Origin of the sequence: Bacillus siamensis KCTC 13613 (assembly GCF_000262045.1) — a bacterium.
Classification (GTDB): Bacteria; Bacillota; Bacilli; order Bacillales; family Bacillaceae; genus Bacillus; species Bacillus siamensis.
This window is the reverse complement of record NZ_AJVF01000037.1, coordinates 108,384-132,623: the sequence shown is the minus strand read 5'-3', so window position 1 is coordinate 132,623 and position 24,240 is coordinate 108,384. Positions and strand designations below refer to the sequence as shown.

The following is a 24,240-nucleotide window of genomic DNA, read 5'->3' as shown; positions in this document are numbered from 1 at the left end:
TATTGATATCATTTTTCTTCAAAAAGGTTATTCCGGGTTAAATGGAATAGGTCAGCCAATTTCCAAGGGAGCCGCCCATCTTTTCATAGAACTTTTGTGCACGGTAATTATCAGTTGCTGTTATCCATGACATATGCGCATATCCGTTTTCTTTTGTAAATGCCTCACAACTTTTAAACAGTTCTTGGGCTGCTCCTGTGCCTCTTGCTTTTTCTGCCACGAATAAATCATTCATTATTGTTATTTTATCTGCTTTCGTCGTGCTAAAACTAAAATATAATGTTGCAAAGCCAATAAGTTCCCCATCTTGTTCAGCAACGAATTGAATACCTCTGTCCTTTTCAAATAGCATTTCAATCAAACGATGTATATGTTCAATCGGTGGTTTAGGCCGTTGATAAAAATCCACGATATACAGGTACATTAAAAAATTGGTTTACATCATAAGGTTCCGCGCTCCTGATGATCATATGTTTCCCCCCTCACTCTTTGTTAATTTTTGTTATACAAAACTTACACAAATATTCCAAATAATGAAAAGTTTTGAATTGGTTTTGAACCGGTTTGTTGTTTAAGAAGGCGGAACCGTTCTCATGAAGCGCTTAACTCAAATGAGCCGCCGCTTCCCGGAAAAATCACTGACGGCCAAGCAAATGGATAGGGCGCTAGAGAACTGTCTTGATGAAGATGAGCGCAGTATTCTTGAAAAGAAATATTTGTCATCAAGAAAAATAAAGGATTTAGAAATTATGATTGAGCTCGGCCTGAAAAGAGATAAGTTTTATCAGGTGAAAAGGCAGGCCATTTGCAATATCGCGACAGCGCTCGGAATCATCTGAGGGCTGTTTTTAATCCGTTAAATTAAATTCACCTTTTAGAGTCTCAGCTGTGCGAGAAGGCTTTATAGTCAAGGCTTTTTTCACTGGTGTACTTATTTGTTGCGCGATAAAATGGCAGTAACTGAAAGGAGGGGTGCAAGTGATAAAAAGAAAAAAGGACTCAGAGGAGTTTAGATAATGGATGAGAAAAAGAAAGAGGTTCAAAGAAAATATAGAGAAGAGATTAAGAGAAAGAAACAGCAAAAAGAAGATGATAAAAACTTCACAAGAGAAGCCTTTATTGTTGTGACGATCATCGTGCTGTTTATTTTTTTGAATTTCATGTTCAAAAGTTTTTAACAAAAAATCCCTGCCCCCACTTCAGTTCACTTTTGATGAAGCATCCCTCCTTAAAGATGGGAAGTACATCGTGAATGAGCAATTAGTCTTTGGGAAATTCGTTCCTGAGTTCCGAACACTGACAGTGATTTCTCAACAGCATCTTATATGGGTTGCTTAAAACAAAAAATTATTGACTTTATTTCCGGAGGTCTGCAAAAATTACTTGAAAAAATGTGGATAGAAGCGGCTATTCCATCTTAAAAATCGTCGGAAAAAATGCAGTTAGATGTGGAGTTGTTGGTTTAGCCGCGAAGCATATTAAGCCAAGTGTTTGTGAGCTTTACACAAGATAATTAATGAGCATTTTTGTCCCTCCGTAAATGCGGGGGATTTGCATTTACATTCGATAAAAGTATCGGCCGTATGATGAATGAAGCTCTTTTCATGACGAAGAGGGTTTTTTGTTTTTTAAGTCAATGTATGGTCTGGCTGCTGGCGGAATTTACAGACCGAAAATGAAAGCGAAGCTGAAGGAATGTTAAAATAAAAAAGCAGTCCCTATTTTGCCCGCTTTTCTTTAAAAATGTGATCCAAGATGAACATAAAGAGAGTGAATAAAAAGGACATCGTCATCATATCTATTAGAGATATATTAGAGGTTTCTTTTATTAGCAGCAGCCATACCACCTGCAAAACTAAAGAAATAGAAAAATAAGATATATATTTAATGCTCTTCATACCCATTTCCCCCTTTATTAGCTTAATTTCTCTTTTGAGATCTTATCCAAATGAGTAAAAAGGATATCCAGGCCTGAAAATAAGAAAGTTATGAAGAATGAAAGAAGAATTTCTCCACCTTGTAATATAGCTATGTTCTCAATGATATGATTGGAAACATATTTAATTGAGAAGTAAACAGCAGACCATGCAAAAATGAATTCAAGGATATAGGCTAACCAAGCAGGTAATTTAAGAACATGAGTCATTCCTTTTACAATTGCCATAAGGATTAGCATATAAATGAAAGCTAAAATACTTCCGACGACAGAAAATATGTATAAGTCTGAAAGTGAACCATAGAAGATATATTCTCCGAAAAAATGATTTACAGTTATAGCTGCAAAATAAATAACTAGGCTGGGTACAGTTACAGCGAAGAACAGGGAGAATCCGATAAGCCCTATGAATGCTGCATGAGCTAAGCGGTTGGGTGGTGTATCCACAATTTCCTTTTTTAATAGAATCATAAAAATAAGAGATGAAATAACAAGGCAGCATAAGAGAGTGAGTAAAACAGTAAAAAAGATAGTCATGTGAAATCTCCAATGAAAAAGTGCTATTAGAGTGAATCTAACAGCACTTTGCATGATCATTTATGAATCAGTTTAAAATGTTTTCATTGCTAAAGTTGTCAAATGAGCGAGGTTTTTAGCTTGGCTGTCAGAAAGTCCGGACTTTTTAAGTGAAAGATAAAGATTCTTTTCCACGTCAGTCCAGCTTAAGGCGACATACTCGTTCAGCATTTTCTTTAAAACCGGTTCTATGTGTTCATTGAAAACAGATTCAAGTTCATTTCTTATTTTCTTTCCTGCTAATCTTTCAACAAGATTAAATAATTTTGTTTTATTTTTCAGCACTTCTCTGATTGCATCTTTGACTGGTTTTGACACAGATGCATCGCTTTGTGCTTTTAGTCCGTAGGAAAATTGTGTATCAGTCTGATAAAAAAATGATTTGGCCGTTCCAGTGGCATTGGCAGTATTATTATGATTTTCTTTAGCTAAGGATGCGGGGACAAAAGAAGTAGTTACAAGGGCTAAAGATGCGGCAAACAGAATGCCTTTAGCTGCGTGTCTAATGGGAAATCCTCCTTTAGAAATGTAGTGTAGAGAGAAATGAAAGACTATGTATTTAGGCGGGACCTATATGATCCGCTTTGAACATTTTTCCCTCTCAGATACCATTCTATCAATAGGTATTTTTTGGGTAAATAGGATTTTAATACAGTATTTTTCTCGTGATCCAAAATCTTCTTTACTAGGGTTCATTTTAGCTGCAGTTTCGTGAAATAGAACATGGGCCGGAGCCTACATGTATAGGCTGATTGTGGCGGAACCACATGATCGGAGCGGTTTTATAATTTGGGTTAATAAAAAAATAAACAGGCAGCATGCCTGTTTATTTTTTTTTGCGTGAAAGAGCGAAGAAAAACGGGAAGGCGGAACCGGCCAATAACGTACCGAATAAAAACATGCCCCCGATGAACACATGATAGTTCACTCCGCCGATCCAAAGCCCCGTGATTAAGGAAACGATACTCAATGCGACCATCACAAAGCCGGGAATCAGGCGTTTCTTGCCCGTTGTCCGATAAGCAATAAGAGAACAGAAGATGCCGATGACAATCGGCACGATCCACAGATAAAAAAGGATAAATACTGACATAAGCAAAACTCCGATTTTTTCTTCTATCATACCAAAAACCCCCGGAAAAAGATACGAACGAGAGCCGGCGCCAAAAGAAAAAAACCGGCCCATATCGGCCGGTGTTTCTAACGGAAAGAATCGTAAATCACAAACAGATTAAGCGCGATCACCAAAACCGCAATCAGCCAGGCGAGAGCCGTCACCCATTTACGGTTCGTCAGGGCGCCCATCAGGCGTCTGTTGCTCGTAAACATAATCAGCGGCACGAGCGCAAAGGAGATGCCGAATGAAAGAACGACCTGGCTCCATACAAGCGCTTCTGTGGCGTTGACCCCTGAGATAATGATGAGCATCGGCGGAATAATGGTAATGAAACGCCGCAAATAAAGCGGGATACGGTAACGGATGAAGCCCTGCATGATAATGTCGCCTGACAATGTGCCGACAGAAGAGCTCGAAAGCCCCGCGGCCAGCAGCCCGATTCCGAAGAGAGCGGCTGATGCCGGCCCGATATAGTGGCCGAATTGCTGATAAGCCACGTCTAAATCTTCTACATACAGCCCGTTCTTGAAGAAAAGCGCCGCCGCTACAATCAGCATGCTTGCGTTAATCGCCCCTGCGATCACCATCGCGATGAGAATGTCAATCGTCTCGAATTTAAAAATCTTTTTCCGCTCGCTATCCGTTTTTCCGACGACACGGCGCTGTGTCAGTGCGGAATGTAAGTAAATGGCGTGCGGCATCACGGTTGCGCCGAGTATCCCGGTTGCCAGAAGCACACTGTCCATTCCGTCAATTTTCGGGATAAACAGCCCTTCGAGAACGGAAGCGGCGTCAGGCTTGGCGAAGAAGGTTTGCAGGGCGAAGGCGATCACCACCACAAACAGAAGTCCGGCGATGCCCGCTTCCAGCGCCCGGTAACCGCGGCGCTGCAGCTCTAAAATCGCGAATGAGCCGATCGCCGCGATAATGGCCGCTTCCATCATCGGTATGCCGAACAGCAGATTGAGCCCGAGGGCCGCTCCGATAAACTCAGCCAGATCAGTCGCCATGATCACCAATTCACCCTGTATCCACAACCCGGCCGATACCCATTTCGGATACCGGTCTCTGGCGATTTCCGGCAGGTTTTTACCCGTCGCGATGCCGAGCTTCGCGGAAAGGACTTGAATTAAAAAAGCCATCAAGTTTGAAAAGAGGATGACCCACAACAGCATATACCCGAATTTCGAACCAGCTGAGATATTCGTAGCGAAGTTTCCCGGATCAATGTAGGCAATCGCCGCGATAAATGCGGGACCTAAAAAAGGCAGAAGCCGCTTGAATCCCTTGCTTTTGCCGTCAAGTGCATCCTGAATGGCTTTTGCTTGCAATGATTGTGCTGAGATGTCTTTGCTCATTATGTCTCACCTAAATTCCGATAGATTTTTAGCTAAATAACAAAAAGTTTCCTAGGTGCAAATTATTTTATCTACATCATAAATCCGCTAATATGAGATGTCAAGCTCTTTATGTTCAATAAACCAGTACATGTATGCCCTGTTTTATCTATGATATGTATCCCGCCCGAGAAAGGTCCGAAAATGAAAAAGACATCGTATTCGGAAAGAAACGATGCCGTTCTCAACGATGTTTCCGCACGGGTTCTCCATTTTAAAAAGGGTGAAAGAGTACACTGTCCCATAAATCGTCAGAACCTTCCGTCCGCCAGCAAAGATTTGAAAAAAGACGGCACATTTCCTCCATTTTGCCGGGTAAATAGAATAATAATGAACCTTTCCATTGGAAGATAAAACCTTCCTGTACCATTCAAATGACCTCCGGAAAAACTCCGGACGCTCTGAATAAATGTTTGAATCAACGATATATCAGTGATTCAAGTCCAATAAACCGCTGTTATTTATCGAAACAAAGAAAGTGCTTTATCATTCACGCAGAAAAGAAGTTGGAGCATTAGACTTATTCCAGTCTTCCGGGCGAAAACGTATAATAACGTCAGGAAAGCTTTCCAGCCATATGATAAAAGAGGGGGAATTTTCTTGGTACGTCGTTTGTCGGTCTTTTCTTTAGCCATGATGTTTGTTGTTTCTTTATTCGCTTTTGGCGGCTCTGCATCAGCAGCAACTTTTACACCTAAAGCTGAACCGGACGTTTCCATTTTAGCCAGCGGGGGAACAGTCGGTATTTACGGTGCTAATATGCGCTCATGCTCTAAGGTCAGCTGTTCAACAATTACAACATTTTCAAGCGGTAAGAAAATTACAGGTTCTTGGGTAACCGGTGAATATGTTCAAGGCCACTACACCAATTCTAATAAATGGCTGAAAGTCACGTATGCCGGAGCGACAGGCTACGTGTCAGTCACCACTCTTTCTTATTATTACGGTTTATAATCAGAAAACCCCGTTCTCTTTAGAGCGGGGTTTTTCCATATATACCGGATCAATTTCCGCGCTTCGTTTCATCATCGTGTTTCATCAGCTGATCGATTTCTTCCTTAGAGGCATTTTCTTTCCACTCTTTCGCCTGACTTGTCGCAATGGGAATGGCCCGTCCTTCTTCATATCCCTCATCCACCATCGCATTCGCGATTTCGATCGCTTTTTTCTTCACAGGTTCCTCGAGATTCTTCAATGATTGCGGATAATCCTTCATTGACCAAGGCATGTCTATCACTCCTTTATAAAAAGTGTTTCCCGCCTGAAGAAAAAGAAAACCGCCTCATCAAAAAGAATGACAGCTATTTTTATGAGAGGCCAGCAATTTCCGAATAAAATATAAAGGATAAAGAAGCAAGTACAGGTTGAATGTCCACCACATAAGATCAAAATCACCGATAAATACCCAAAAGGCAATCGCCTGCAGACCTGAACAAAAAGTCAGCACAAGTGATATTAATGCGAAAGGGCGCCATAACGCATGTTTCCGTCTATAAAGAAACAAGCTGTACAGCCCGGTTATCGAAATGAAAATATCTAAGGGAAAGAATGACCAGTTCCAAGCCATGATCATGGCGTTATCATAATCTTTAAACACCATGTTTTTTGGAATCCACTCAAAAAAAGTAACAATCCAATAAATGATAAATCCAATATCTGTAATGAGGAAGAGAACCTTTAACCCTTTCATCATCTGTTTCTGTCCGTATGAACGCTGATGCCGTTTGATGACGTTTCACTTTCAGAAATAAAGTTTAAGGAAACGACACCGATGATGATCAGAAGAACAGAGACAGCTTTTATGACAGAGAACTGTTCATGGAAGAAAAAAATTCCGATCAAGGAAATCAGTACGATCCCCATTCCCGACCAGACCGCATACGCGATGGAGACACTTATATATTTCAAAGTCAAAGTAAGAAAACAAAGGCTGCCGATATAAAACAATAATAATAAAATACTGGGGACAAGTTTTGTAAAACCATTTGATAATTTCATGCTGACCGTACCCAATACTTCAAAAATGATCGCTAAACTCAAATAAATCCAATGCATTCAACCTTCTCCTTCATTCGTATTATTCAAAATTATACAATATATAGAATTTAAAGAAAATTAAATAATGGAATGCCCTTCCGAATAAAAAACCCGGTCGGGTAAGAAAACACCATAAAGGTATACTATGAAGAAAGAATTCAGAAAGGACGTGCAGGACGGGTGACAGAAGAGCGGACAGACCTGGAGAGACAATTGAGAGACATTCAAAAATGGGAAAAGGCGCAGCAGAGGGTGATGTTCTGGCAAACATTCACCCGCTTGCCGTTTCAGCTTTTGGACAAGCTGACACCGCAATTTATTCAACGGAAAATCGGACGCATACTCGATGAAACGGGAACGTTTATTCAGTCAGGCGGACAGTATCTCACATCAGAAAAGCGCATCATGAAAAAGTTTCAGAAACGGCTGCCGCACGGTACATGTCAAACGCTTCACGACATTCGCAATGCGCCGCTTGCCGTCATGGACGAAATCGCAGAAGCCATGGCGCGCACAAGTGTAAAGGCCGCGACGGTGCAGGGAGCCGCAACGGGAGTCGGCGGCGTGTTTACGCTTGCGGCAGACATCCCGGCGATGCTCGGTCTGTCTTTAAAGACACTGCAGGATATCGCGATTGCCTACGGCTTTGACCCGAAAGACAAAAAAGAACGCGTGTTTATCGTCAAATTGCTTCAGCTGGTATCGAGTGACGTCATCGGAAAAAAAGCGATCCTGCAGGATTTACGGCAATATGATCAAAACGACCGCACCTATCAGCGCGTTGCCTCGCAGATACAGGGCTGGCGGGAAGTCGTTTACAGCTACCGCGATACGTTCGCTGCGAAAAAACTGCTGCAAATGGTTCCGGCCGCAGGCATCATCTTCGGCGCATCCGCCAACCGTTCAGCTTTAGAAAGCATCGCGGAAACAGGCATCATGCTTTATAAAAAGCGCCGGATTCTAAGCCGGCTGAAGGATGCAGAATGATAAAAAACCACCCGAAAACACATTCAATGTGTTTTCTTTGTTTAGCAGTTCTGAAATCGGGAAACCAACAACCAACACCAATTAAAGGAGGAATTCAAAAATGGCACAAGATAATAACAAAATGAGCAGAGAAGAAGCAGGTAAAAAAGGCGGAGAAGCCACAAGCAATAACCATGACAAAGAATTCTATCAGGAAATTGGTCAAAAAGGCGGAGAAGCCACAAGCAAAAATCACGACAAAGAATTCTATCAAGAAATCGGTGAAAAAGGCGGAGAAGCCACAAGCAAAAATCACGACAAAGAATTCTATCAGGAAATCGGTGAAAAAGGCGGAGAAGCCACAAGCAATAACCATGACAAGGAATTCTATCAAGAAATCGGCCAAAAAGGCGGAGAAGCTACAAGCAAAAATCATGACAAAGAGTTTTATAAAGAAATCGGCCAAAAAGGCGGAAACAGACGAAGCAGCTAATAAAAGCATAAAAGGCAGACAACTTGCAGATCAAAAGCGATCCGGCGCATCAGCTGGATCGCTTTTTGTTTTGGAAAAATCTTGATCTGGGCCGGCGTTGCAGTACAATAAATGAAAAAAGGAGTTTTTACTTGTGTCTGAAATGCAACATTTACTCGCCATCGCCAATAAAGTCAAAGAAAAACACGATAATTTTTCAATCGCGGAGATCAATGACCACTGTGTGCGCCTCGCAGTGTTTACGGGAGAATATGACTGGCACCATCACCCTGACTCAGATGAATGGTTCATTGTTCTTGAAGGTGAGCTGCTGATCGATTTTAAGGACAAAGAAACTGCAGTGCTCAAAGCAAATGACAGCCTGCTCATCCCGAAAGGCACGATTCACCGTACACGCTCATACGTCAGAACCGTGAATCTTTGTGTCGAGCATACGCATGTGAAAACAGTCATCACAGAGGAACTGCCGTGCTGATCAAAAAGATTGTATGTGAAACAGACGCTGCAAACGCTGAAGCATTTTCGCAAGCACAGTCACGGTGGGGAGCATTATCACGTGTAAATGGCTTCGTCAAACAGGCCGGCGGCTGGCGGAAAAACGCAGACGGTCTGTTCATCGCAGAGATCATCAGCGTTTGGGAGAACAGACAGGCCTATGATCATTTTATGGAGAACGAACATGACCGCATATACGAAGAAAACGAGCAGAAGGCTGCGATTCTTTCAATAGAAGTGATGCTGTACGAAGAGGATGAACCTTTCATTCACGAGCTGTTACATCACCCGGACATCCGATACGAACCGGATTGGACAGTTGTGCGCACCTAAAAAAAGCCCCTTTAGAGGGCTTTTTTATTTTCGTCCGGGAAGCGTGTTGTGGACATAAGGAGGGACGGGATCCAGCTTCGCTATTTCGCCGTGCGCTTTCGGTTCCTTTTCGTATTCAAAAGGTTCGCCGTCCGGCGCTTTTTCTTTCAGCCAATTTTGTTCAGCGCTTTCTGCTCCATCTGAGAAATGGATAAGTTTATGCGAGAATGACTGCTTTTCCAGCGCCTTCGGGAAAGTGGAAGGAACGATCGGGCCTTCCTGTGCTTCTAATTCTTTAATGGCCGCAAGCCATTGGTTTTGATGCATGGTGTCGCGGGCCAATAAAAAGCTGAGCATATCTTTCACGCCTTTATCATCGGTCATTTCATACAGGCGTGCGACTTGAAGCCTTCCTTGTGATTCGGCGTTCAGATTGGCGCGGAAGTCTGCCAGGAGGTTTCCGCTTGCGACGATATAGCCTGCGCTCCAAGGAACGCCCGTGCTGCTCTCCGGCATGGCGCCCAGTCCTGAGACGATCGCATGATGCGGATTCATTCCGCCTAAAATGGACCCGATGACCGGATCATCAGCCGCTTTCTCCTGCTCCGCCAGCGGGGCATCTTCTAACAGTCTCGCAATCATTGTCGCGATCATTTCGACATGGCCGATTTCTTCCGTCGCGGTATCCATCAAGAGATCCTTATATTTTTCATTGCCCCGTGTATTCCAGCCTTGAAACAAATATTGCATGGCGACCGATATTTCCCCGTATTGTCCGCCCAAGATTTCCTGCATCTTTTTTGCGAACAGCGGGTCAGGACGATCCGGTTTTGCCGGATGCTGCAGTTTTTTCGTATGTGTAAACATGTCTCCATCTCCTTTTTTATTTGTCCCTATTTACTTCCCCATCAGGAAAAGGGATGAAACGGAGATGGGCGTATCGGTCCTGCTAAGGATCGCGCCGCAAAGATAACAAGTCTTGCACAAGCCCCCGGCCGATCACCTGTTCATATTGTCCGTAAACCGGATCGAGGCGTTTCATCCACTTTTTCTTTTCCGCTTTCGTCAGCATGTGAATATTGATGGATGAATTCTTCTTGATTTCTTCAAGCTGGTCTTTATTCATTTTCTCAGCGGAGGTTTCGTTCCATTCCGTTGTTTCTTTCATCGCCTCCGTTAAGATGGTTCTCGTTTTTTCCGTCTGTGAATTCCAGAAATGTTCGTCGGTCATCACGGCATAACCGAGGTATCCGTGATTGCTGATTGTCAAATAATCTTGAACATTATAAAATTTTTTAGAATAGATATTTGAAATCGTATTTTCCTCTCCGTCTACGAGATTGCTTTCCAAGAGCTGAAACGTGGAATTAAACGAATCCTGCCGCGGGTTCGCGCCGAGCAGGCGGAATTGGTCTTCGATCACGCTGCTCGGCATGATCCTGAGCGCCTGTCCTTTCAAGTCGTCCGGAGTGAAGATAGGCCCTTTGTTCGACGTGAGCTGCTTAAATCCGTTCGTCCAGTATGCCAGGCCTTTCAAATGATGCTTTTCTAAAGAAGCGAACAGGCGAGTCCCGATTTTGCCGTTTAGGCCTTCTTGTACGGCTTTATAGTTTGTAAACGCGTACGGCAGATCTAAAACACCCCATTCAGGCGACAGAGATCCGAGCTTTGAGGTGGAGGGAGCGATGAATTGCACGTCCCCGTTTTGGAGGGCGTTTATTTCTTCATTATCTGAATAGAGGCTCCCGTTTGGAAACACCTCTACTTTAATGGTTCCGCCTGACTTTTGATAGACCAGATCGGCGAATTTATTCGCCGCCCGCCCTTTAGGCGTGTTTTCAGCAACGACATGGCTGAATTTGAACACCATTTGATCTTTCAGGCCTTCCTGTTCGTCATCATAATACGGTTCTTCCGTTGAGAAACGATCATGAAAGCCGATGAATAAAGCGGTTCCGATACCGAGTACCATCAGGCTGAGACACGTCAGCAAGCTTTTCATCGAAAACCCCCTCCGCCATTTTCTATAACAAGCATAATCGGGCGGGCCGTTTTCGTAAAGAGACGGAAAGGAAGAGGCCAATGACGAAAAAAAAGCTCACCATCCGCTGGAAAATCACCATACTTTCGTATATCGTCGTGCTTTTTACCTTTTTGATCGTCGGCATCGTGCTGATCGGAAATATTCAGCATACAGAGGAGCGCGAGCTGAAAAAACGGCTGATGAATACGGCGCGGACGGTATCTGAGATGACCGATGTCAAACGCGCCCTGGAGCAGAAAAAGCAGAGGGAAGACGTGCGCCATGCGGTCGAAGAAATAAGGATCATCAATGAAGCGGACTACATCGTCGTCATGGATATGGACCATATCCGTTATTCACATCCCGTCAGCACGATGATCGGGAAGCGTTCAAGGGGTGAGGACGAAGCCGCGGCGTTTGCCGAGCACATTTATTTTTCCGAAGCAAAGGGAGAAATCGGCACTGCCGTCCGCGCTTTTTATCCGATAAAAGATCGGGATCTGAATCAGATCGGCGTCGTCCTTGCCGGTAAAACGCTGCCCGGCTTTGGTGAAATCCTTCTTCAGCTGAAACATGACATTCTCTTTATCGTTCTGCTGGCGCTCGGTTTCGGACTGGCCGGCTCCTTTTTGCTGGCACGCCACATCAAAAAACAGATGTTTTGGCTGGAGCCCCATGAGATCGTAAGAATGTATGAAGAACGGACCGCTACGTTTCACTCAATGAATGAAGGTGTCATCGCCATTGATAACCAGCATCACATCACCATTTTTAATGAAAAAGCGAAGCAGATATTCAATGTCAGACAAGAGACCGACGGCAGGCTGATCTGGGACGTGTTAAAAGATTCGCGGCTCCCGGAGATCGTCGAGCGGAACCGGGCTGTATATAACGAAGAAATCCAAGTCAGCGGAAAGGTGATCATGAGCAGCAGAATTCCGATCGTCATGAAAAAGAAGGTCATCGGCGCCGTCGCCATATTCCAGGACAGGACGGAAGCGGCGAAAATGGCTGAAGAGCTGACGGGCGTGAAAAATTTTGTCGATGCGCTCAGAGTCCAAAATCACGAACACATGAACAAGCTTCACACCATCGCGGGACTGATTCAGCTCGGAAAATCAGAAAAAGCGCTCCAGCTTGCTTTCAAGGCATCATCAGAACAAGAAAGCGTCACAGAATTCCTTCATCAGGCCATTCAGAATGACGCCGCGGCGGGGCTTCTGTTAAGCAAAATCAAAAGAGGCAAAGAGCTCGGCATTTCTGTGAAAATTGATGAAAACAGCAGCTTTTCACAATTTCCGGTGCATGTGGACCAGCATGATATCGTCGTCCTGCTCGGCAATTTAATCGAAAACGCGTTCGGCGCATTCGAAACAGCCGACACGGAGGACAAACACATTGACATCAGTATCGAGCAAAATGAAGAAGTGCTTGCGATATTAATAGAAGACAATGGAAGCGGGATTTCAGATGAGCATATCCCGCACATTTATGAAAAAGGGTTTACCGTCAATAAAACGGGCGGCACGGGATACGGCTTGTACCTCGTCAAACAGATCGTCGACAAAGGGATGGGCATCATAGAAGTCGACACACGGCAGGGACAGGGAACGGCATTTTCTATTTTATTTCCGATGAAGGGGGAGGAATCAATAGATGGACATCAAGGTGCTGCTTATTGAAGATGATCCGATGGTGCAGGAGGTGAATAAAGAATTTATCACCGGCGTTTCAGGATTCAGCGTCATTGCCACGGCAGCTGACGGAGACGAGGGAATCAGGCTTATAAAAGATCTTCGGCCCGAACTCGTGGTATTAGACGTGTACATGCCGAAAAAAGACGGAATTAAAACGCTTCAGGAAATCAGAAAACAAAAGCTCGAAGTGGACGTCATCATCGTCTCGGCTGCAAAAGACAAAGAAACGATCCAGCTTATGCTGCAAAACGGCGCGGCCGACTATATTTTGAAGCCGTTTAAGCTGGAGCGGATGAGACAGGCGCTCGAAAACTTTAAACAATATAAACGGAAAATGGAACAGCATGACACCATGTCGCAAGACCAGCTTGACGCGCTGCTTAAAATTCCGCAAAATCCGTCCCGGGATCTGCCGAAGGGGTTAAATCATTTTACGATGAATGAAATTATAACCTATATGAAACGGCAGACGGAGCCGCTTTCAGCTGAAGAAGCCGCCAAAGCGCTCGGAATCGCCAGAGTGACGGCGCGGCGCTATCTTGATTTTCTTGAGAAAGACGGTCAGATTAAGCTCGACATTCAGTACGGGGGAGTGGGCCGGCCGGTTAACCGCTATAAATTCGTCCGTTAGCCGAGACCAAAAAGACCAAAATGTCCGTTATGAACATAAGCTTCCCCTCTTCGTTTGAAAACGCTATCATTTCAGCATAGACACAGCGAGAGGCAAGGGGGAGCAGGGATGAAAATATTCAAAAATCTTACGGTGCAAGTCATCACGGCGGTCATCATCGGCGTCATCGTCGGGCTTGTATGGCCTGAGGCCGGGAAACAGATGAAACCGCTCGGCGATACATTTATCAATGCGGTAAAAATGATTATCGCACCGATCATATTCCTGACGATCGTGCTTGGCATCGCCAAGATGGGAGATATGAAAAAAGTCGGCAAAGTCGGGGGAAAAGCATTTATTTATTTTGAAGTCGTGACCACCATCGCCCTTATTATCGGACTTCTGGTCGTCAATATCATGAAACCCGGTGAGGGGCTTGATTACAGCAAGCTTGAAAAAGGGGATGTCTCTCAGTACACGCAAAACGGGGGACAGGGAATTGATTGGATTGAATTTATCACTCACATCGTGCCGTCAAACATGATTGACGCTTTTGCGAAAGGTGACATTCTTCAGGTCTTATTCTTTTCTGTTTTATTCGGAGTCGGCTTGGCAGCGCTCGGTGAAAGAGGCAAAAGCATTATTGATTTCTTCGATAAACTGTCGCACGTCTTTTTCAAGATCATCGGCTACATCATGCGCGCGGCGCCGATCGGCGCATTTGGGGCCATGGCCTATACGATCGGGCACTTCGGACTTGATTCCATCAAGCCGCTGGCGAGTCTGATGCTGTCTGTATACGTTACAATGTTCCTGTTTGTATTTGTCGCTTTGAATATCATTTGCAAGCTTTTCGGTTTCAGTTTGTGGAACTATCTCCGGTTTATTAAAGATGAACTGCTCATCGTTCTCGGCACAAGCTCTTCTGAGTCCGTCCTGCCGCGGATGATGGATAAAATGGAGCGCTACGGCTGCTCCAAATCGGTTGTCGGTCTTGTGATTCCGACGGGATATTCCTTTAATCTGGACGGCACCTCGATTTATCTGTCCATGGCGACGGTTTTTCTGGCGCAGGTGTTCGGCGTTGACCTTACCATCGGTCAGCAGGTTACGATCATTCTCGTGTTAATGCTGACATCAAAAGGCGCGGCGGGCGTAACCGGAAGCGGATTTATCGTGCTCGCCTCCACTTTGTCGGCGCTCCAGGTGATCCCGCTGGAGGGGCTTGCGCTGCTCCTCGGTGTTGACCGCTTTATGAGTGAAGGAAGGGCGATCGTCAATCTGATCGGAAACGGAATCGCCACGATCATCGTAGCCAAGAGCGAAAATGAGTTTGACGAAGCAAAAAGCACACAGGCCGTAAAAGAAATGAAAACGGCGGTATAAAATGGGAGGAACGGCATGCATCCGGCATGCCGTTCTTTTTTTTGTCTGCCATGAGTAAAAAAGATAAATTTGTTTAAATTTATTAGGAGGTGGACAAAGACCTTAGCGTCATTTTGTTATATAATTTACAATTAGAGAGTGAAAGATGAAATCTAAGGGCTTTTTGTCCTAGCAGGAGTGTATAAATGGCGGCTATTTTTAAATTTTTTCAGCATCCGGGTGTCAGACGTTTTTCCGTTTTTCTTGTTTTGACTGGGGTGTTAGTTGTATTCCGAAGTATGATTAATTTGATTTTGCTTACGTTTATTTTTACTTTTCTGATGGATCGGCTGGAGACTGTCATCCGGCACGTGTTGAACCATTTTTTCCGTATCAGTCAGAGGGTGGTCATCACCATTTTATATATTGCGCTGGCTGTCGGAGCGACTGTGGGAGGTTTTGTCTTCTACCCGATTGTTGCCAAGCAGATTGAACAGCTGATTAAGCAGATCAAGCACATCGCGTATCATCCCGATGTCATCCCGTTTTATGATGAAATATCGAGCGTGTTCGGTGACATTAATATCGGTTCTTATGTAAAAGAAGGATTTAATGTACTGTATACATACTTGGCCGATATCAGCACTTTCGGTTTGCAGGTCGTGATGTCACTGATTCTCAGCATGTTTTTCCTGTTCGAGAAAAAGCGGCTCACGGAATTCATGAAAAAATTTCAGCACAGCAAGCTGTCTGTCTTTTACTATGAACTTGCTTTTTTCGGCAGCAAGTTTGCGAGAACATTCGGCAAAGTGATTGAAGCACAATTTATTATCGCGCTGGTGAACTGTATCCTCACCTTCATCGCATTGGCCATTCTGCATTTTCCGCAGCTGTTCGGCCTGTCCATCATGGTCTTTTTCCTCGGGCTCATTCCCGTGGCGGGTGTGGTGATTTCGCTCATCCCGCTCAGTATCATCGCGTATACGACGGGCGGCGCTGCGTATGTTATCTACATCGTATTGGTCATTTTCGTTATTCATGCGATTGAGACGTACTTCCTCAATCCGAAACTGATGTCAGCGAAAACGGAACTTCCGATCTTTTTTACCTTTACGGTTTTGATTTTCTCGGAACATTTCTTCGGCATTTGGGGCCTGATTATCGGGATTCCGATTTTTGTGTTCCTTCTGGATATTCTGGATGTCGTCAATAATGAAGAGAAAGAAAAATCCGGACCGGGGCCGGAGAAGACGTAACAGCCCCGGCTCTTCACGAATAAATGACAGATGTTATAATGCAGACAGTGCCTTATGTACGGGCACTGTTTATTTTTTTTGAAAAAGGAGGAAGGCTGTATGACTGAGCCGATTTTACATATTGAAGGCCTTGACAAAACAATAGGCAAAAAGCACATTTTGAAAAACATCAGCATGGATGTCAGGCAGGGCGAGATCATCGGTCTGCTCGGTCCGAACGGGTCAGGAAAAACTACATTGATCCGAATCATCGTCGGTCTTTTAAAGAAAAACAGCGGCACGATTACAATTAACGGCTTTCAGCACGATACTGAGTTCGAAAAAGCGTTGGAATCCGTCGGCGCGATCGTGGAAAACCCTGAATTCTACCCGTATCTGACGGGATGGGAAAACCTGAAGCACTTTGCCAACATGCACAAAAACATCAAAGAGGACAGGCTGCAGGAAGTCATCGAGCGGGTCGGGCTCGCAAATGCCGTTCACGACAAAGTTAAAACGTATTCCCTCGGCATGCGTCAGCGTCTCGGGATTGCGCAGGCCATTCTTCACCGTCCGAATCTGCTCATTTTAGATGAACCGACAAACGGGCTTGATCCCGGCGGAATGAAAGATTTTCGCGATCACTTAAAAGAGCTCGCGGAACTTGAAGGGACGAGCATCCTTTTTGCGACGCATTTATTGCGTGAAGTGGAGGACCTTTGCGACCGTGTCATCATCATTCAAAAAGGTGAAATCAAAACAGAGGTCGTTCTGCGAGGCGCAGCGGAAAAAGAAGAAAAAGCCGTCCTCGACATACAGCCTGCTGACGAAGCATTCGAATGGCTGTCCCAACAGCAGTTTGCTCCGGAGAAAAACGGCGGGGGCATTACCGTCACCGTAGCGAAGAAGGACATCCCGGAATTAAACCGGGCGCTCGTCGGACAAGACTTTCTCGTGTATTCCATCATGCCGTATGCGGAATCGCTTGAGGATGAATTCATGAAAGTGACGGCGGCGCTTCAAGAGGAGGGGGAGACGAATGTTTAAATTGACAGCGAATGAGCATATGAAACTCTTTAATCGTAAAGTCTCATTAGTGGCGCTGATTTTGATGGCCGTTCTTCAGTTTATTATGGCGCTCGTCATTAAACGGCTTGTCATCAGCTCCGGAACGGACGAGAATTTCATCGGCTATATGGCGTACGCACCCGGGCTCAATATTCTGCTTGAAGCATTAACGATCGTCATTGCGGCGACGATCATTTCAGCTGAATTTGATAAGAAAACAATTAAATTTTTGTTAATCCGTCCGGTAAAGCGGGAGCGGATTTTTATATCTAAACTCATTACCGTACTTTTGGTCAGCTTGTACCTGTATGCGGCGTACTATATTCTGTCTCTGCTGTTCGGTATGGCTTTCTTCGGAGTGTCGGTGACATCTGAATCAGGGACGCTTCTTGTGAACACACTGAAAGTAATCGGCACGAACTGGGTCGAGGCATTTGCGATGGCATGCTTCGGATTGCTGTGCTCTTCCTTATTCCGTAACAGCGCCACGGCCGTCATTCTGTCATTTATCGTCCTGTACGGCGCAAAATCACTCGTGACGATTATGTCTGTCTTCCAAAACAAATGGGGAAGCTTCCTGTTGTTCGCGAATACGGACCTGACGCAATACATGAGCGGGGCGAAACCGCTGTTTGCGGGAATGACGCCGTTATTTTCGACAGGCATTATCATTATCCATATCGTCTTCTTCTTAGCCGTCGCTTGGTGGAGCTTTTGCAAACGAGATGTTCGGGTCTAAAGTGAAGGAATGACATTTTTGTGAAAAAGATCACGATAAATCAATAATTTATGCTATTTTGATTTATAATAAAGGTAATGACGGAGGTGCTCACTTGAGAAATTTTATTACCGCATTACCGATTGTGTTATTGCTTGGTTTTTCCTTTGTGTCATTCATGTTCCAATTCGAACATCTTGTTTATTTCAGGCTTGCGCTGGGATTGTTTTCTACAGTGGGTCTGTTTCTCTTATATAAAATGAAGACGGGATTCCGTTATTTCATCATCTACCTGTATGCAAGCTGGATCGTGCTTGCGGCGGTTACCGCGTTTGAAGAGCCGATATTCTCAAGCTTTTTCTTTGGCGGGCTTGTGATGACGATGGGTTACCTCACATATATGCTGATTTATCTCGGGCTCAAGCAGGACCGCGGCCCGGAAGCAGTCTGAACGCGCTATTCTATGGAATAGCGTGTTTTTTTGTACAGCCTTACAGTTGCGAAACGGGACTTGAATCTCTATAATACTTATTAACTTTATCGGAATTATAATGGGGGGATTCCAGTGTCTTTATGGATACAGAACGAACGGCAGAGAGAATGGATGGAAAAAATCGGCCTGCTTGCAGACGAATTTCAAAAAACAGCCGCGCTTGATGACGAAGAGGGCCGTTTTCCCGCGGAGAAAATTGAAAGACTGCGGGATGCGGGATATACAGCGTTAACGGTACCTGAGGCCTTCGGCGGTGCAGGCATTTCCGTTTATGATATGGTGCTGTTTCAGGAACGGCTGGCGCGGGGAGACGCGGCCGTTGCTCTCGGAATCGGCTGGCATTTATCTGTCATGGGAGAGCTCGGAGAAGAAAACAGCTGGAATGAAGATGTCTTTTCATTTATCACAGAAGAGGTGAAAAAGGGAGCCGTCCTGAACCGGGCAGCGACTGAACGGCAGACCGGCAGTCCGACGAGAGGGGGAAGACCCGGCACCTCTGCTGTCAAAAAGAACGGACAATGGGTGCTGAGCGGCCGAAAAACCTTTACCACCCTTTCGCTGACTTTGGATTATATGCTTGTGACGGCATGGATTGAAGAAAAACAAACGACCGGTGTTTTTCTCATCCATAAAGACCAGGAGGGCGTCTCGGTCGAAGAAACGTGGGATATGATCGCCATGAAGGCGACCGGAAGCCACGACCTCATTTTAGATGATGTCACGGTCAGTGACGAGCGGCTTGTGGAGCTTATCAGCGGGCCGAGAGCGGCGAAAGTGAATGGCTGGCTGCTTCACATTCCCGCTGCTTATTTGGGTATCGCTCAAGCAGCAAGGGACTATGCCGTCCGGTTTGCATCCGAATATTCGCCAAACAGCCTGAACGGACCGATTAAAGACGTGCCGGCCGTTCAGCAGCGTGTCGGGGAAATGGAGCTTGAATTATTAAAAGCGAGACAGTTTCTTTTCACGGCGGCGCAAATGTATGATGACCCGAAACGCCGCCCTTTCATCAAAAGCGAACTCGGCGCGGCAAAACATATTGTGACAAATGCCGTCCTTTCCGTTGTTGATAAAGCCATGAGAATCACCGGCGCGAAAAGCCTGGAGCGAAACAACCCGCTTCAGCGGTATTACCGGGACGCCCGCGCCGGCCTTCACAACCCGCCGATGGACGATGCGGTGATCGGCAAATTAGCGGCGGAAGCCTTTGAGCAATAAAAAAAGAGCCTGAAATAGGCTCTTTTTATGTATGGCTGTTGTGCCGGAGCAATTTTTGATGCTTGCGGTCGATTCTGTCATAAATGACATTCATCAGCTTTTGACTGTTCATAATGGCCGCCTTGTTTTCTTTTATCAGCTGTTCGTATGTTTTTATTTTCCGTTTCGCCATGAGCCCGCACCTTCCTTACATATTTGATATTCGCTTTCTAACTCTCCAAGCGATAATTCATATAAGTGCCGTTCTGACTTCTTGTATATTCCGTTACTGATCAGCAAATGGATCAGATGTTTTTTACGTCCTTCGAATGATGGTCTGAGTTGAGGAGAAGATCTCATGATTACCCTCCTAATCAAATGATATTGAGAATCATTATCAGTTAATGAAAGTATACAATGAGCCTATTCATATGTAAAGAGAAAATACCGCCAATTTTTCGACAAAAAGTTTCCCGGGGAATAATGCTGTCGAATTGATTGCATTTCCGGCATATCAAAGCTGCTATTTTTCTGCTTTTCCATCCATACTATGAATGAGAATGGAGGAGTCCTTACATGAATGATCAAACGGCAAATTTAAAACGGGGCGAGAAAGGCGCGATTCTGAATATCGCCGCATACCTCATCCTTGCCGCCGTCAAATTGGCGATCGGTCTTATTTATCATTCCGAAGCGCTTAGAGCGGACGGGTTAAATAATGCCACGGATATTGTCGCATCTCTTGCTGTGCTGATCGGGCTCCGGATTTCCCAGCGCCCCGCGGACAGCGATCATGCCTACGGACATTATCGGGCTGAAACAATTTCTTCACTAATTGCGTCTTTTATTATGATGGCGGTCGGGATTGAAGTGCTGATCGGGGGAGCGAAGGCGGTTATCAGCGGAACGGAGGCCGAACCGAGCTACATTGCGGCATGGACGGCGCTCGGAGGCGCGATCGTCATGTACGGCATGTATGTATATAACAGCCGTCTTGCAAATCGGATCAAAAGTTCGGCGCTTCATGCGGCGGCGAAAGACAGCCGATCTGACGCATATGTCAGTATTGGGGCGTTTATAGGTGTCATAACGGCCCGCTTTCATCTGCCGTGGATTGATCCGGTCATTGCTTTTCTGATCGGGATCATCATCTGTAAGACGGCATGGGACATCTTCAAAGATGCTTCCCACTCATTGACGGACGGATTTGACTTGAAAGATTTGGAACCGTACAAACATACGGTGAAAGAAATAAAAGAAGTCAGCAGGCTGAAGGATGTGAAAGCAAGGTATTTGGGAAGCACGGTTCATGTGGAAATGGTCATTACGGTAGATCCGGGACTGTCTGTGAAAGAAGGTCATGAAGTAGCCGATGAGGTCGAATGTGCAATAAAACATGAACATGATGTGACTCATGTCCATGTTCATGTAGAGCCTGAAGTCATAAACAAAGATCACGAAACGAATTAAATATGCTGTGATAAAAACTCTGTGACTTCTTCCGGAGTTTTCGCGTTTGCGCTGTGCAGATGCGCTTTCTTTTCACCGTCTTTAAAGACCAGAAGGCTCGGGATGCCCATCACTTGATATTTGTCGGCAAGCTCAGGGAGTTCGTCTCTGTTCAGCTCATACCAATCATTTTGATTATATTCTTCCAAAATATCGCCGATGAACATATTCATGCGCGTGCAGTCAGGGCACCAGTCAGCGAAAAATTTCACGATGATTTCCTTGTCGGATTGAATAAGTTCATTAAATTGTTCTGTTGTACTGATTTTTTTCATATGACACATCTCCTTTTCCATGCCATTTTAATATAAAATAAAAAGGAATTACATACAAATGCTTTCATATTCAGAATGCCCAAAAATAATTAGATCATTTTCTGATGAAAATGATAAGATAGTAAAGATGAATTGCTGTGGGGGGAATATCCATTGAAAACAAGTCTAGGATTGGTGTACGGCGGAAAGTCAGCCGAACACAATGTATCGCTGCAGACAGCACTGGCTGTAACAAAAGCGCTTAATACTGATAAGTTTGATATACATCCGATTTACATCACTGAAAAAGGAGAGTGGCAAAGAGGCCCGCTTCTGACTGAACCGGTTTCCAACGTGAAAATGCTCCAGCTGGAACAAAATGGTGAAAGCTTTGCTCTTTCAGCATTGAACCGGGAAATGTTTCCTGAAGCGTCGGCTGACGAGAAGGCGCCGATTGACGTCGTATTTCCGCTTCTCCACGGACCGAACGGTGAAGACGGCACGATTCAAGGACTGCTGGAGCTGCTGAATGTTCCTTATGTCGGCAACGGAGTGCTTGCATCATCAGCTGGCATGGATAAAGTCATCATGAAGCATTTGTTTGCTCAAGCGGGGCTTCCGCAGGCGAAGTATGCCGCTTTCTTAAAAAAGGATTGGAAACAGACGCCGGACAGCTGCTTACAGCAGGTTGAAGAGGAGCTGGGGTATCCGTGCTTTGTCAAACCGGCGAACCTCGGATCAAGTGTCGGAATCAGTAAATGCCGAAACCGTGAAGAGCTTGAAAAAGCCTTCGAACTGGCTTTTGAGTATGACCGGAAAATTGTTGTGGAAGAAGGAATCGCCGGCAGAGAAATCGAAATCGGCGTGCTTGGAAATGACGAACCGAAATGTTCCGCCGTCGGTGAAATCGCTCCGAAGACCGACTTTTACGACTATAAAGCGAAATACGAAGATGGCGACACTGATTTAATGATTCCCGCGCAAGTGACGGATGAACAGTACGCGGAAATCAGCGAGATGGCGATTAAAGCCTTCAAAGCGATTGATGGCTCAGGCCTCGTCCGCGCCGATTTCTTCCTGACCAATGACGGTCAAGTGCTCATTAACGAAGTGAACACAATGCCGGGCTTTACGCCATTCAGCATGTTCCCGCTGCTGTGGAAAGAAGCCGGCGTAGATTACAGCGATCTGATCGAGCAGCTGGTTGAGCTGGCAAAAGAACGCCATGCCGAAAAACAGCTGATTAAACATACATTTTAATGAAGACGGACACTGCCTGAAGAGGGCAGTGTCTTTTCCCGTAACAGACAACATTTTCAGAAAGCGAGGTGCCACCTTTGATAAAGCGAACTGTAAAACGAATCGCAGACATGGTCAAAGGCACACTGACAAATCCTGTATTTGAACAAACGATGATTGAGGGCGCCGCAACCGATACGCGGACTTTGGAAAAAAATCAGCTGTTCATTCCTTTAAAAGGAGAGCATTTTAACGGCCATACCTTTGTGCCGCAAGCATTCGAAAAAGGCGTCTCCGCGGTATTGTGGGACCGCTCTGAGCCGAATCCGCCGCAAGAGCGTGCCGTGATCCTTGTCGATGACACGCTGGAGGCGCTGCAAACATTGGCAAAAGCTTACTTAAAAGAGCTCGGCACACGGGTTATCGGGGTGACCGGAAGCAACGGAAAAACGACAACAAAAGACATGCTTCACGCCGTTCTCGGCACTCAATACCGCGTTCACAAAACCGCAGGCAATTTCAACAACCATATCGGCCTGCCGCTGACCGTGCTTGCCATGCCCGAAGATACAGAAATCGCCGTTTTAGAAATGGGGATGAGCGCGAGAGGCGAAATTGATTTTCTGAGCCGTCTCGCCGAACCGGAAGCTGCCGTCATTACCAATATCGGCGAATCCCATATGCAGGATTTAGGCTCAAGAGAAGGAATTGCGGAGGCGAAACTAGAAATTATAAACGGACTTCGGGAAGACGGCGTTCTTTTTTATTTCGGGGATGAGCCGCTGCTTCGCGAAAGGGCGTACAATTGCCGGACAACGACATACGGCGCAGGCGCGGACAATGATCTCCGCCTGAAAGAAATGAAACAGGCGGAAGAAGGCACTTATTTCAGTATCGACGGTATTGATCGTTCTTTCTTTGTTCCCGTTCTCGGCAGACATAATGTCATGAATGCCATGGCCGCATACGCCGCGGGCATCTATTTCGGCATTACGCCCGAAAATGCCGCTCTGGGACTGAGCCGCCTGAAAGTGACGGGAATGAGATTGGAATTGGTCAAAACGGACAACGGCATCTCAATCGTTAACGACGCGTATAATGCAAGTCCGACGTCAATGAAAGCGGCGGTCGAATTAATCGAAACGATGAAAGGCTACCGGAAGAAAATGCTCGTGCTCGGTGATATGCTTGAACTCGGTGATCATGAAAAAGCATTCCACGAAGAATGCGGGGCCGCGATCAATCCGGAGGAGATCGACCATGTATTTACGTACGGCACTCTCGGCGCGTTCATCGCTGACGGAGCACGCCGGCATTTTGAAGAAGGCCGCGTCAGCCATTATCTCGAAAAAAAAGAACTGCTTCACGCTATACAGGAAAAGGCCGCTTCCGGCGATCTCCTTCTGTTTAAAGCATCAAGAGGTATGAAGCTTGAAGAAATCGTTAAAGATTTATTAGAGGAGAACTGAAGAAATACTGATCAGCCTCATAAAAATTTATAAA

At 45.3% G+C, this 24,240-nt stretch carries 28 protein-coding genes and 4 pseudogenes; 18 read left to right on the top strand and 14 right to left on the bottom strand.

What is annotated here, in order from left to right; translation table 11 throughout:
* Positions 1–37: 37 nt before the first annotated feature.
* Positions 38–470, bottom strand: a pseudogene (locus tag Y79_RS0108075) (N-acetyltransferase family protein).
* 168 nt (positions 471–638) lie between these two features.
* Between Y79_RS0108075 and Y79_RS01000000120095 the strand changes: the two are divergent.
* Positions 639–839: pseudogene (locus tag Y79_RS01000000120095) on the top strand (ArpU family phage packaging/lysis transcriptional regulator); the annotation flags it as partial.
* Between the two features lie 177 nt (positions 840–1,016).
* Entirely contained in the window at positions 1,017–1,178 is a 162-nt protein-coding gene (locus Y79_RS1000000121225; protein ID WP_007410191.1) for a hypothetical protein, read from the top strand.
* Between the two features lie 540 nt (positions 1,179–1,718).
* On the opposite strand, the gene Y79_RS1000000121965 is transcribed toward Y79_RS1000000121225, so the two are convergent.
* From Y79_RS1000000121965 to Y79_RS0108040, 5 genes are all read right to left on the bottom strand, one after another.
* A complete protein-coding gene (locus tag Y79_RS1000000121965; protein ID WP_016937205.1) occupies positions 1,719–1,898 on the bottom strand; it encodes a hypothetical protein in 180 nt (59 codons plus the stop codon).
* A 17-nt stretch (positions 1,899–1,915) separates the two neighbouring features.
* Positions 1,916–2,473: a hypothetical protein gene (locus Y79_RS0108055; protein WP_016937204.1), complete on the bottom strand. Its 558-nt coding sequence runs from the start codon at positions 2,471–2,473 to the stop codon at positions 1,916–1,918.
* A gap of 72 nt (positions 2,474–2,545) precedes the next feature.
* Complete coding sequence (locus Y79_RS0108050) at positions 2,546–2,830, bottom strand: hypothetical protein (RefSeq protein ID WP_016937203.1); 285 nt, start codon at positions 2,828–2,830, stop codon at positions 2,546–2,548.
* Positions 2,831–3,338: 508 nt separating this feature from the next.
* The gene (locus Y79_RS0108045) at positions 3,339–3,605 is read right to left on the bottom strand and encodes a hypothetical protein (protein WP_029575267.1); all 267 of its coding nucleotides are present in this window, start codon (positions 3,603–3,605) and stop codon (positions 3,339–3,341) included.
* Positions 3,606–3,712: 107 nt separating this feature from the next.
* Positions 3,713–4,990 carry an Nramp family divalent metal transporter gene (locus tag Y79_RS0108040; RefSeq protein WP_116746213.1) on the bottom strand — a complete coding sequence of 426 codons (1,278 nt, stop codon included), beginning with the start codon at positions 4,988–4,990 and terminating at the stop codon, positions 3,713–3,715.
* 636 nt (positions 4,991–5,626) lie between these two features.
* On the opposite strand from Y79_RS0108040, the gene Y79_RS0108030 reads away from it, so the two are divergent.
* A complete protein-coding gene (locus Y79_RS0108030) occupies positions 5,627–5,980 on the top strand; it encodes an SH3 domain-containing protein (RefSeq protein WP_016937199.1) in 354 nt (117 codons plus the stop codon).
* Between the two features lie 58 nt (positions 5,981–6,038).
* Here the strand turns inward: Y79_RS0108030 and Y79_RS0108025 are convergent.
* The 3 genes and pseudogenes from Y79_RS0108025 to Y79_RS0108015 all read right to left on the bottom strand — a co-directional run.
* Positions 6,039–6,254: pseudogene (locus Y79_RS0108025) on the bottom strand (DUF2188 domain-containing protein); the annotation flags it as partial.
* A gap of 57 nt (positions 6,255–6,311) precedes the next feature.
* Entirely contained in the window at positions 6,312–6,719 is a 408-nt protein-coding gene (locus Y79_RS0108020; RefSeq protein WP_016937197.1) for a DUF5360 family protein, read from the bottom strand.
* Positions 6,716–7,081 (bottom strand): DMT family transporter, encoded by a 366-nt coding sequence (locus tag Y79_RS0108015; RefSeq protein WP_016937196.1) that lies wholly within the window; start codon positions 7,079–7,081, stop codon positions 6,716–6,718. The genes Y79_RS0108020 and Y79_RS0108015 overlap by 4 nt, the downstream gene beginning before the upstream one ends.
* Positions 7,082–7,243: 162 nt before the next feature.
* On the opposite strand from Y79_RS0108015, the gene Y79_RS0108010 reads away from it, so the two are divergent.
* The 4 genes from Y79_RS0108010 to Y79_RS0107995 all read left to right on the top strand — a co-directional run bounded on the left by Y79_RS0108010 (position 7,244) and on the right by Y79_RS0107995 (position 9,350).
* The gene (locus Y79_RS0108010; protein ID WP_029575266.1) at positions 7,244–8,050 is read left to right on the top strand and encodes an EcsC family protein; all 807 of its coding nucleotides are present in this window, start codon (positions 7,244–7,246) and stop codon (positions 8,048–8,050) included.
* 100 nt (positions 8,051–8,150) lie between these two features.
* Positions 8,151–8,522 (top strand): glucose starvation-inducible protein GsiB, encoded by a 372-nt coding sequence (gene gsiB / locus Y79_RS0108005; RefSeq protein ID WP_003156229.1) that lies wholly within the window; start codon positions 8,151–8,153, stop codon positions 8,520–8,522.
* A gap of 133 nt (positions 8,523–8,655) precedes the next feature.
* On the top strand, positions 8,656–8,997 hold the full coding sequence (locus Y79_RS0108000) for a cupin domain-containing protein (protein WP_016937194.1): 342 nt from the start codon (positions 8,656–8,658) through the stop codon (positions 8,995–8,997).
* On the top strand, positions 8,991–9,350 hold the full coding sequence (locus Y79_RS0107995; RefSeq protein WP_016937193.1) for a YdbC family protein: 360 nt from the start codon (positions 8,991–8,993) through the stop codon (positions 9,348–9,350). Before Y79_RS0108000 ends, Y79_RS0107995 begins: the two co-directional genes overlap by 7 nt.
* Before the next feature lie 24 nt (positions 9,351–9,374).
* Here the strand turns inward: Y79_RS0107995 and Y79_RS0107990 are convergent, their stop codons facing one another.
* Together Y79_RS0107990 and Y79_RS0107985 are read right to left on the bottom strand one after the other, a co-directional pair.
* Positions 9,375–10,196: a manganese catalase gene (locus Y79_RS0107990; RefSeq protein ID WP_016937192.1), complete on the bottom strand. Its 822-nt coding sequence runs from the start codon at positions 10,194–10,196 to the stop codon at positions 9,375–9,377.
* Positions 10,197–10,278: 82 nt separating this feature from the next.
* The gene (locus Y79_RS0107985) at positions 10,279–11,331 is read right to left on the bottom strand and encodes a TRAP transporter substrate-binding protein (RefSeq protein ID WP_016937191.1); all 1,053 of its coding nucleotides are present in this window, start codon (positions 11,329–11,331) and stop codon (positions 10,279–10,281) included.
* A gap of 80 nt (positions 11,332–11,411) precedes the next feature.
* Between Y79_RS0107985 and Y79_RS0107980 the strand changes: the two genes are divergently transcribed.
* The 8 genes from Y79_RS0107980 (at position 11,412) to Y79_RS0107945 (ending at position 19,756) form a co-directional block, all read left to right on the top strand.
* A complete protein-coding gene (locus tag Y79_RS0107980) occupies positions 11,412–13,034 on the top strand; it encodes an ATP-binding protein (protein WP_016937190.1) in 1,623 nt (540 codons plus the stop codon).
* Positions 13,009–13,680, top strand: coding sequence for a response regulator (locus Y79_RS0107975; RefSeq protein ID WP_016937189.1), 672 nt, complete (start codon positions 13,009–13,011; stop codon positions 13,678–13,680). The genes Y79_RS0107980 and Y79_RS0107975 overlap by 26 nt, the downstream gene beginning before the upstream one ends.
* A gap of 108 nt (positions 13,681–13,788) precedes the next feature.
* Positions 13,789–15,045: a C4-dicarboxylate transporter DctP gene (gene dctP, locus Y79_RS0107970; protein WP_016937188.1), complete on the top strand. Its 1,257-nt coding sequence runs from the start codon at positions 13,789–13,791 to the stop codon at positions 15,043–15,045.
* A 185-nt stretch (positions 15,046–15,230) separates the two neighbouring features.
* Positions 15,231–16,280 carry an AI-2E family transporter gene (locus Y79_RS0107965; protein WP_016937187.1) on the top strand — a complete coding sequence of 350 codons (1,050 nt, stop codon included), beginning with the start codon at positions 15,231–15,233 and terminating at the stop codon, positions 16,278–16,280.
* Between the two features lie 99 nt (positions 16,281–16,379).
* On the top strand, positions 16,380–17,306 hold the full coding sequence (locus Y79_RS0107960; RefSeq protein ID WP_016937186.1) for an ABC transporter ATP-binding protein: 927 nt from the start codon (positions 16,380–16,382) through the stop codon (positions 17,304–17,306).
* Positions 17,307–17,325: 19 nt separating this feature from the next.
* The gene (locus Y79_RS0107955; protein ID WP_099744903.1) at positions 17,326–18,066 is read left to right on the top strand and encodes an ABC transporter permease; all 741 of its coding nucleotides are present in this window, start codon (positions 17,326–17,328) and stop codon (positions 18,064–18,066) included.
* A gap of 94 nt (positions 18,067–18,160) precedes the next feature.
* On the top strand, positions 18,161–18,496 hold the full coding sequence (locus Y79_RS0107950) for a hypothetical protein (protein ID WP_003156210.1): 336 nt from the start codon (positions 18,161–18,163) through the stop codon (positions 18,494–18,496).
* Positions 18,497–18,610: 114 nt separating this feature from the next.
* Entirely contained in the window at positions 18,611–19,756 is a 1,146-nt protein-coding gene (locus Y79_RS0107945; protein ID WP_016937184.1) for an acyl-CoA dehydrogenase family protein, read from the top strand.
* 25 nt (positions 19,757–19,781) lie between these two features.
* Here Y79_RS0107945 and fbpB read toward each other — a convergent pair whose 3' ends face one another.
* Both fbpB and Y79_RS0107935 read right to left on the bottom strand, forming a co-directional pair.
* Positions 19,782–19,928 carry a Fur-regulated basic protein FbpB gene (fbpB, locus tag Y79_RS1000000120760; protein WP_016937183.1) on the bottom strand — a complete coding sequence of 49 codons (147 nt, stop codon included), beginning with the start codon at positions 19,926–19,928 and terminating at the stop codon, positions 19,782–19,784.
* A pseudogene (locus Y79_RS0107935) lies at positions 19,921–20,095 on the bottom strand (Fur-regulated basic protein FbpA); the annotation flags it as partial. The pseudogene Y79_RS0107935 and the gene fbpB, both read right to left, overlap by 8 nt.
* A gap of 216 nt (positions 20,096–20,311) precedes the next feature.
* Between Y79_RS0107935 and Y79_RS0107930 the strand changes: the two are divergent.
* Complete coding sequence (locus tag Y79_RS0107930; RefSeq protein WP_016937181.1) at positions 20,312–21,205, top strand: cation diffusion facilitator family transporter; 894 nt, start codon at positions 20,312–20,314, stop codon at positions 21,203–21,205.
* On the opposite strand, the gene Y79_RS0107925 is transcribed toward Y79_RS0107930, so the two are convergent.
* Positions 21,202–21,519 carry a thioredoxin family protein gene (locus tag Y79_RS0107925; protein WP_016937180.1) on the bottom strand — a complete coding sequence of 106 codons (318 nt, stop codon included), beginning with the start codon at positions 21,517–21,519 and terminating at the stop codon, positions 21,202–21,204. The two genes, Y79_RS0107930 and Y79_RS0107925, sit on opposite strands and share 4 nt — an antisense overlap.
* Positions 21,520–21,672: 153 nt before the next feature.
* On the opposite strand from Y79_RS0107925, the gene Y79_RS0107920 reads away from it, so the two are divergent.
* Positions 21,673–22,758 carry a D-alanine--D-alanine ligase gene (locus Y79_RS0107920; protein ID WP_013351087.1) on the top strand — a complete coding sequence of 362 codons (1,086 nt, stop codon included), beginning with the start codon at positions 21,673–21,675 and terminating at the stop codon, positions 22,756–22,758.
* 77 nt (positions 22,759–22,835) lie between these two features.
* A complete protein-coding gene (locus Y79_RS0107915; RefSeq protein ID WP_016937179.1) occupies positions 22,836–24,206 on the top strand; it encodes a UDP-N-acetylmuramoyl-tripeptide--D-alanyl-D-alanine ligase in 1,371 nt (456 codons plus the stop codon).
* Positions 24,207–24,240: the final 34 nt, after the last annotated feature.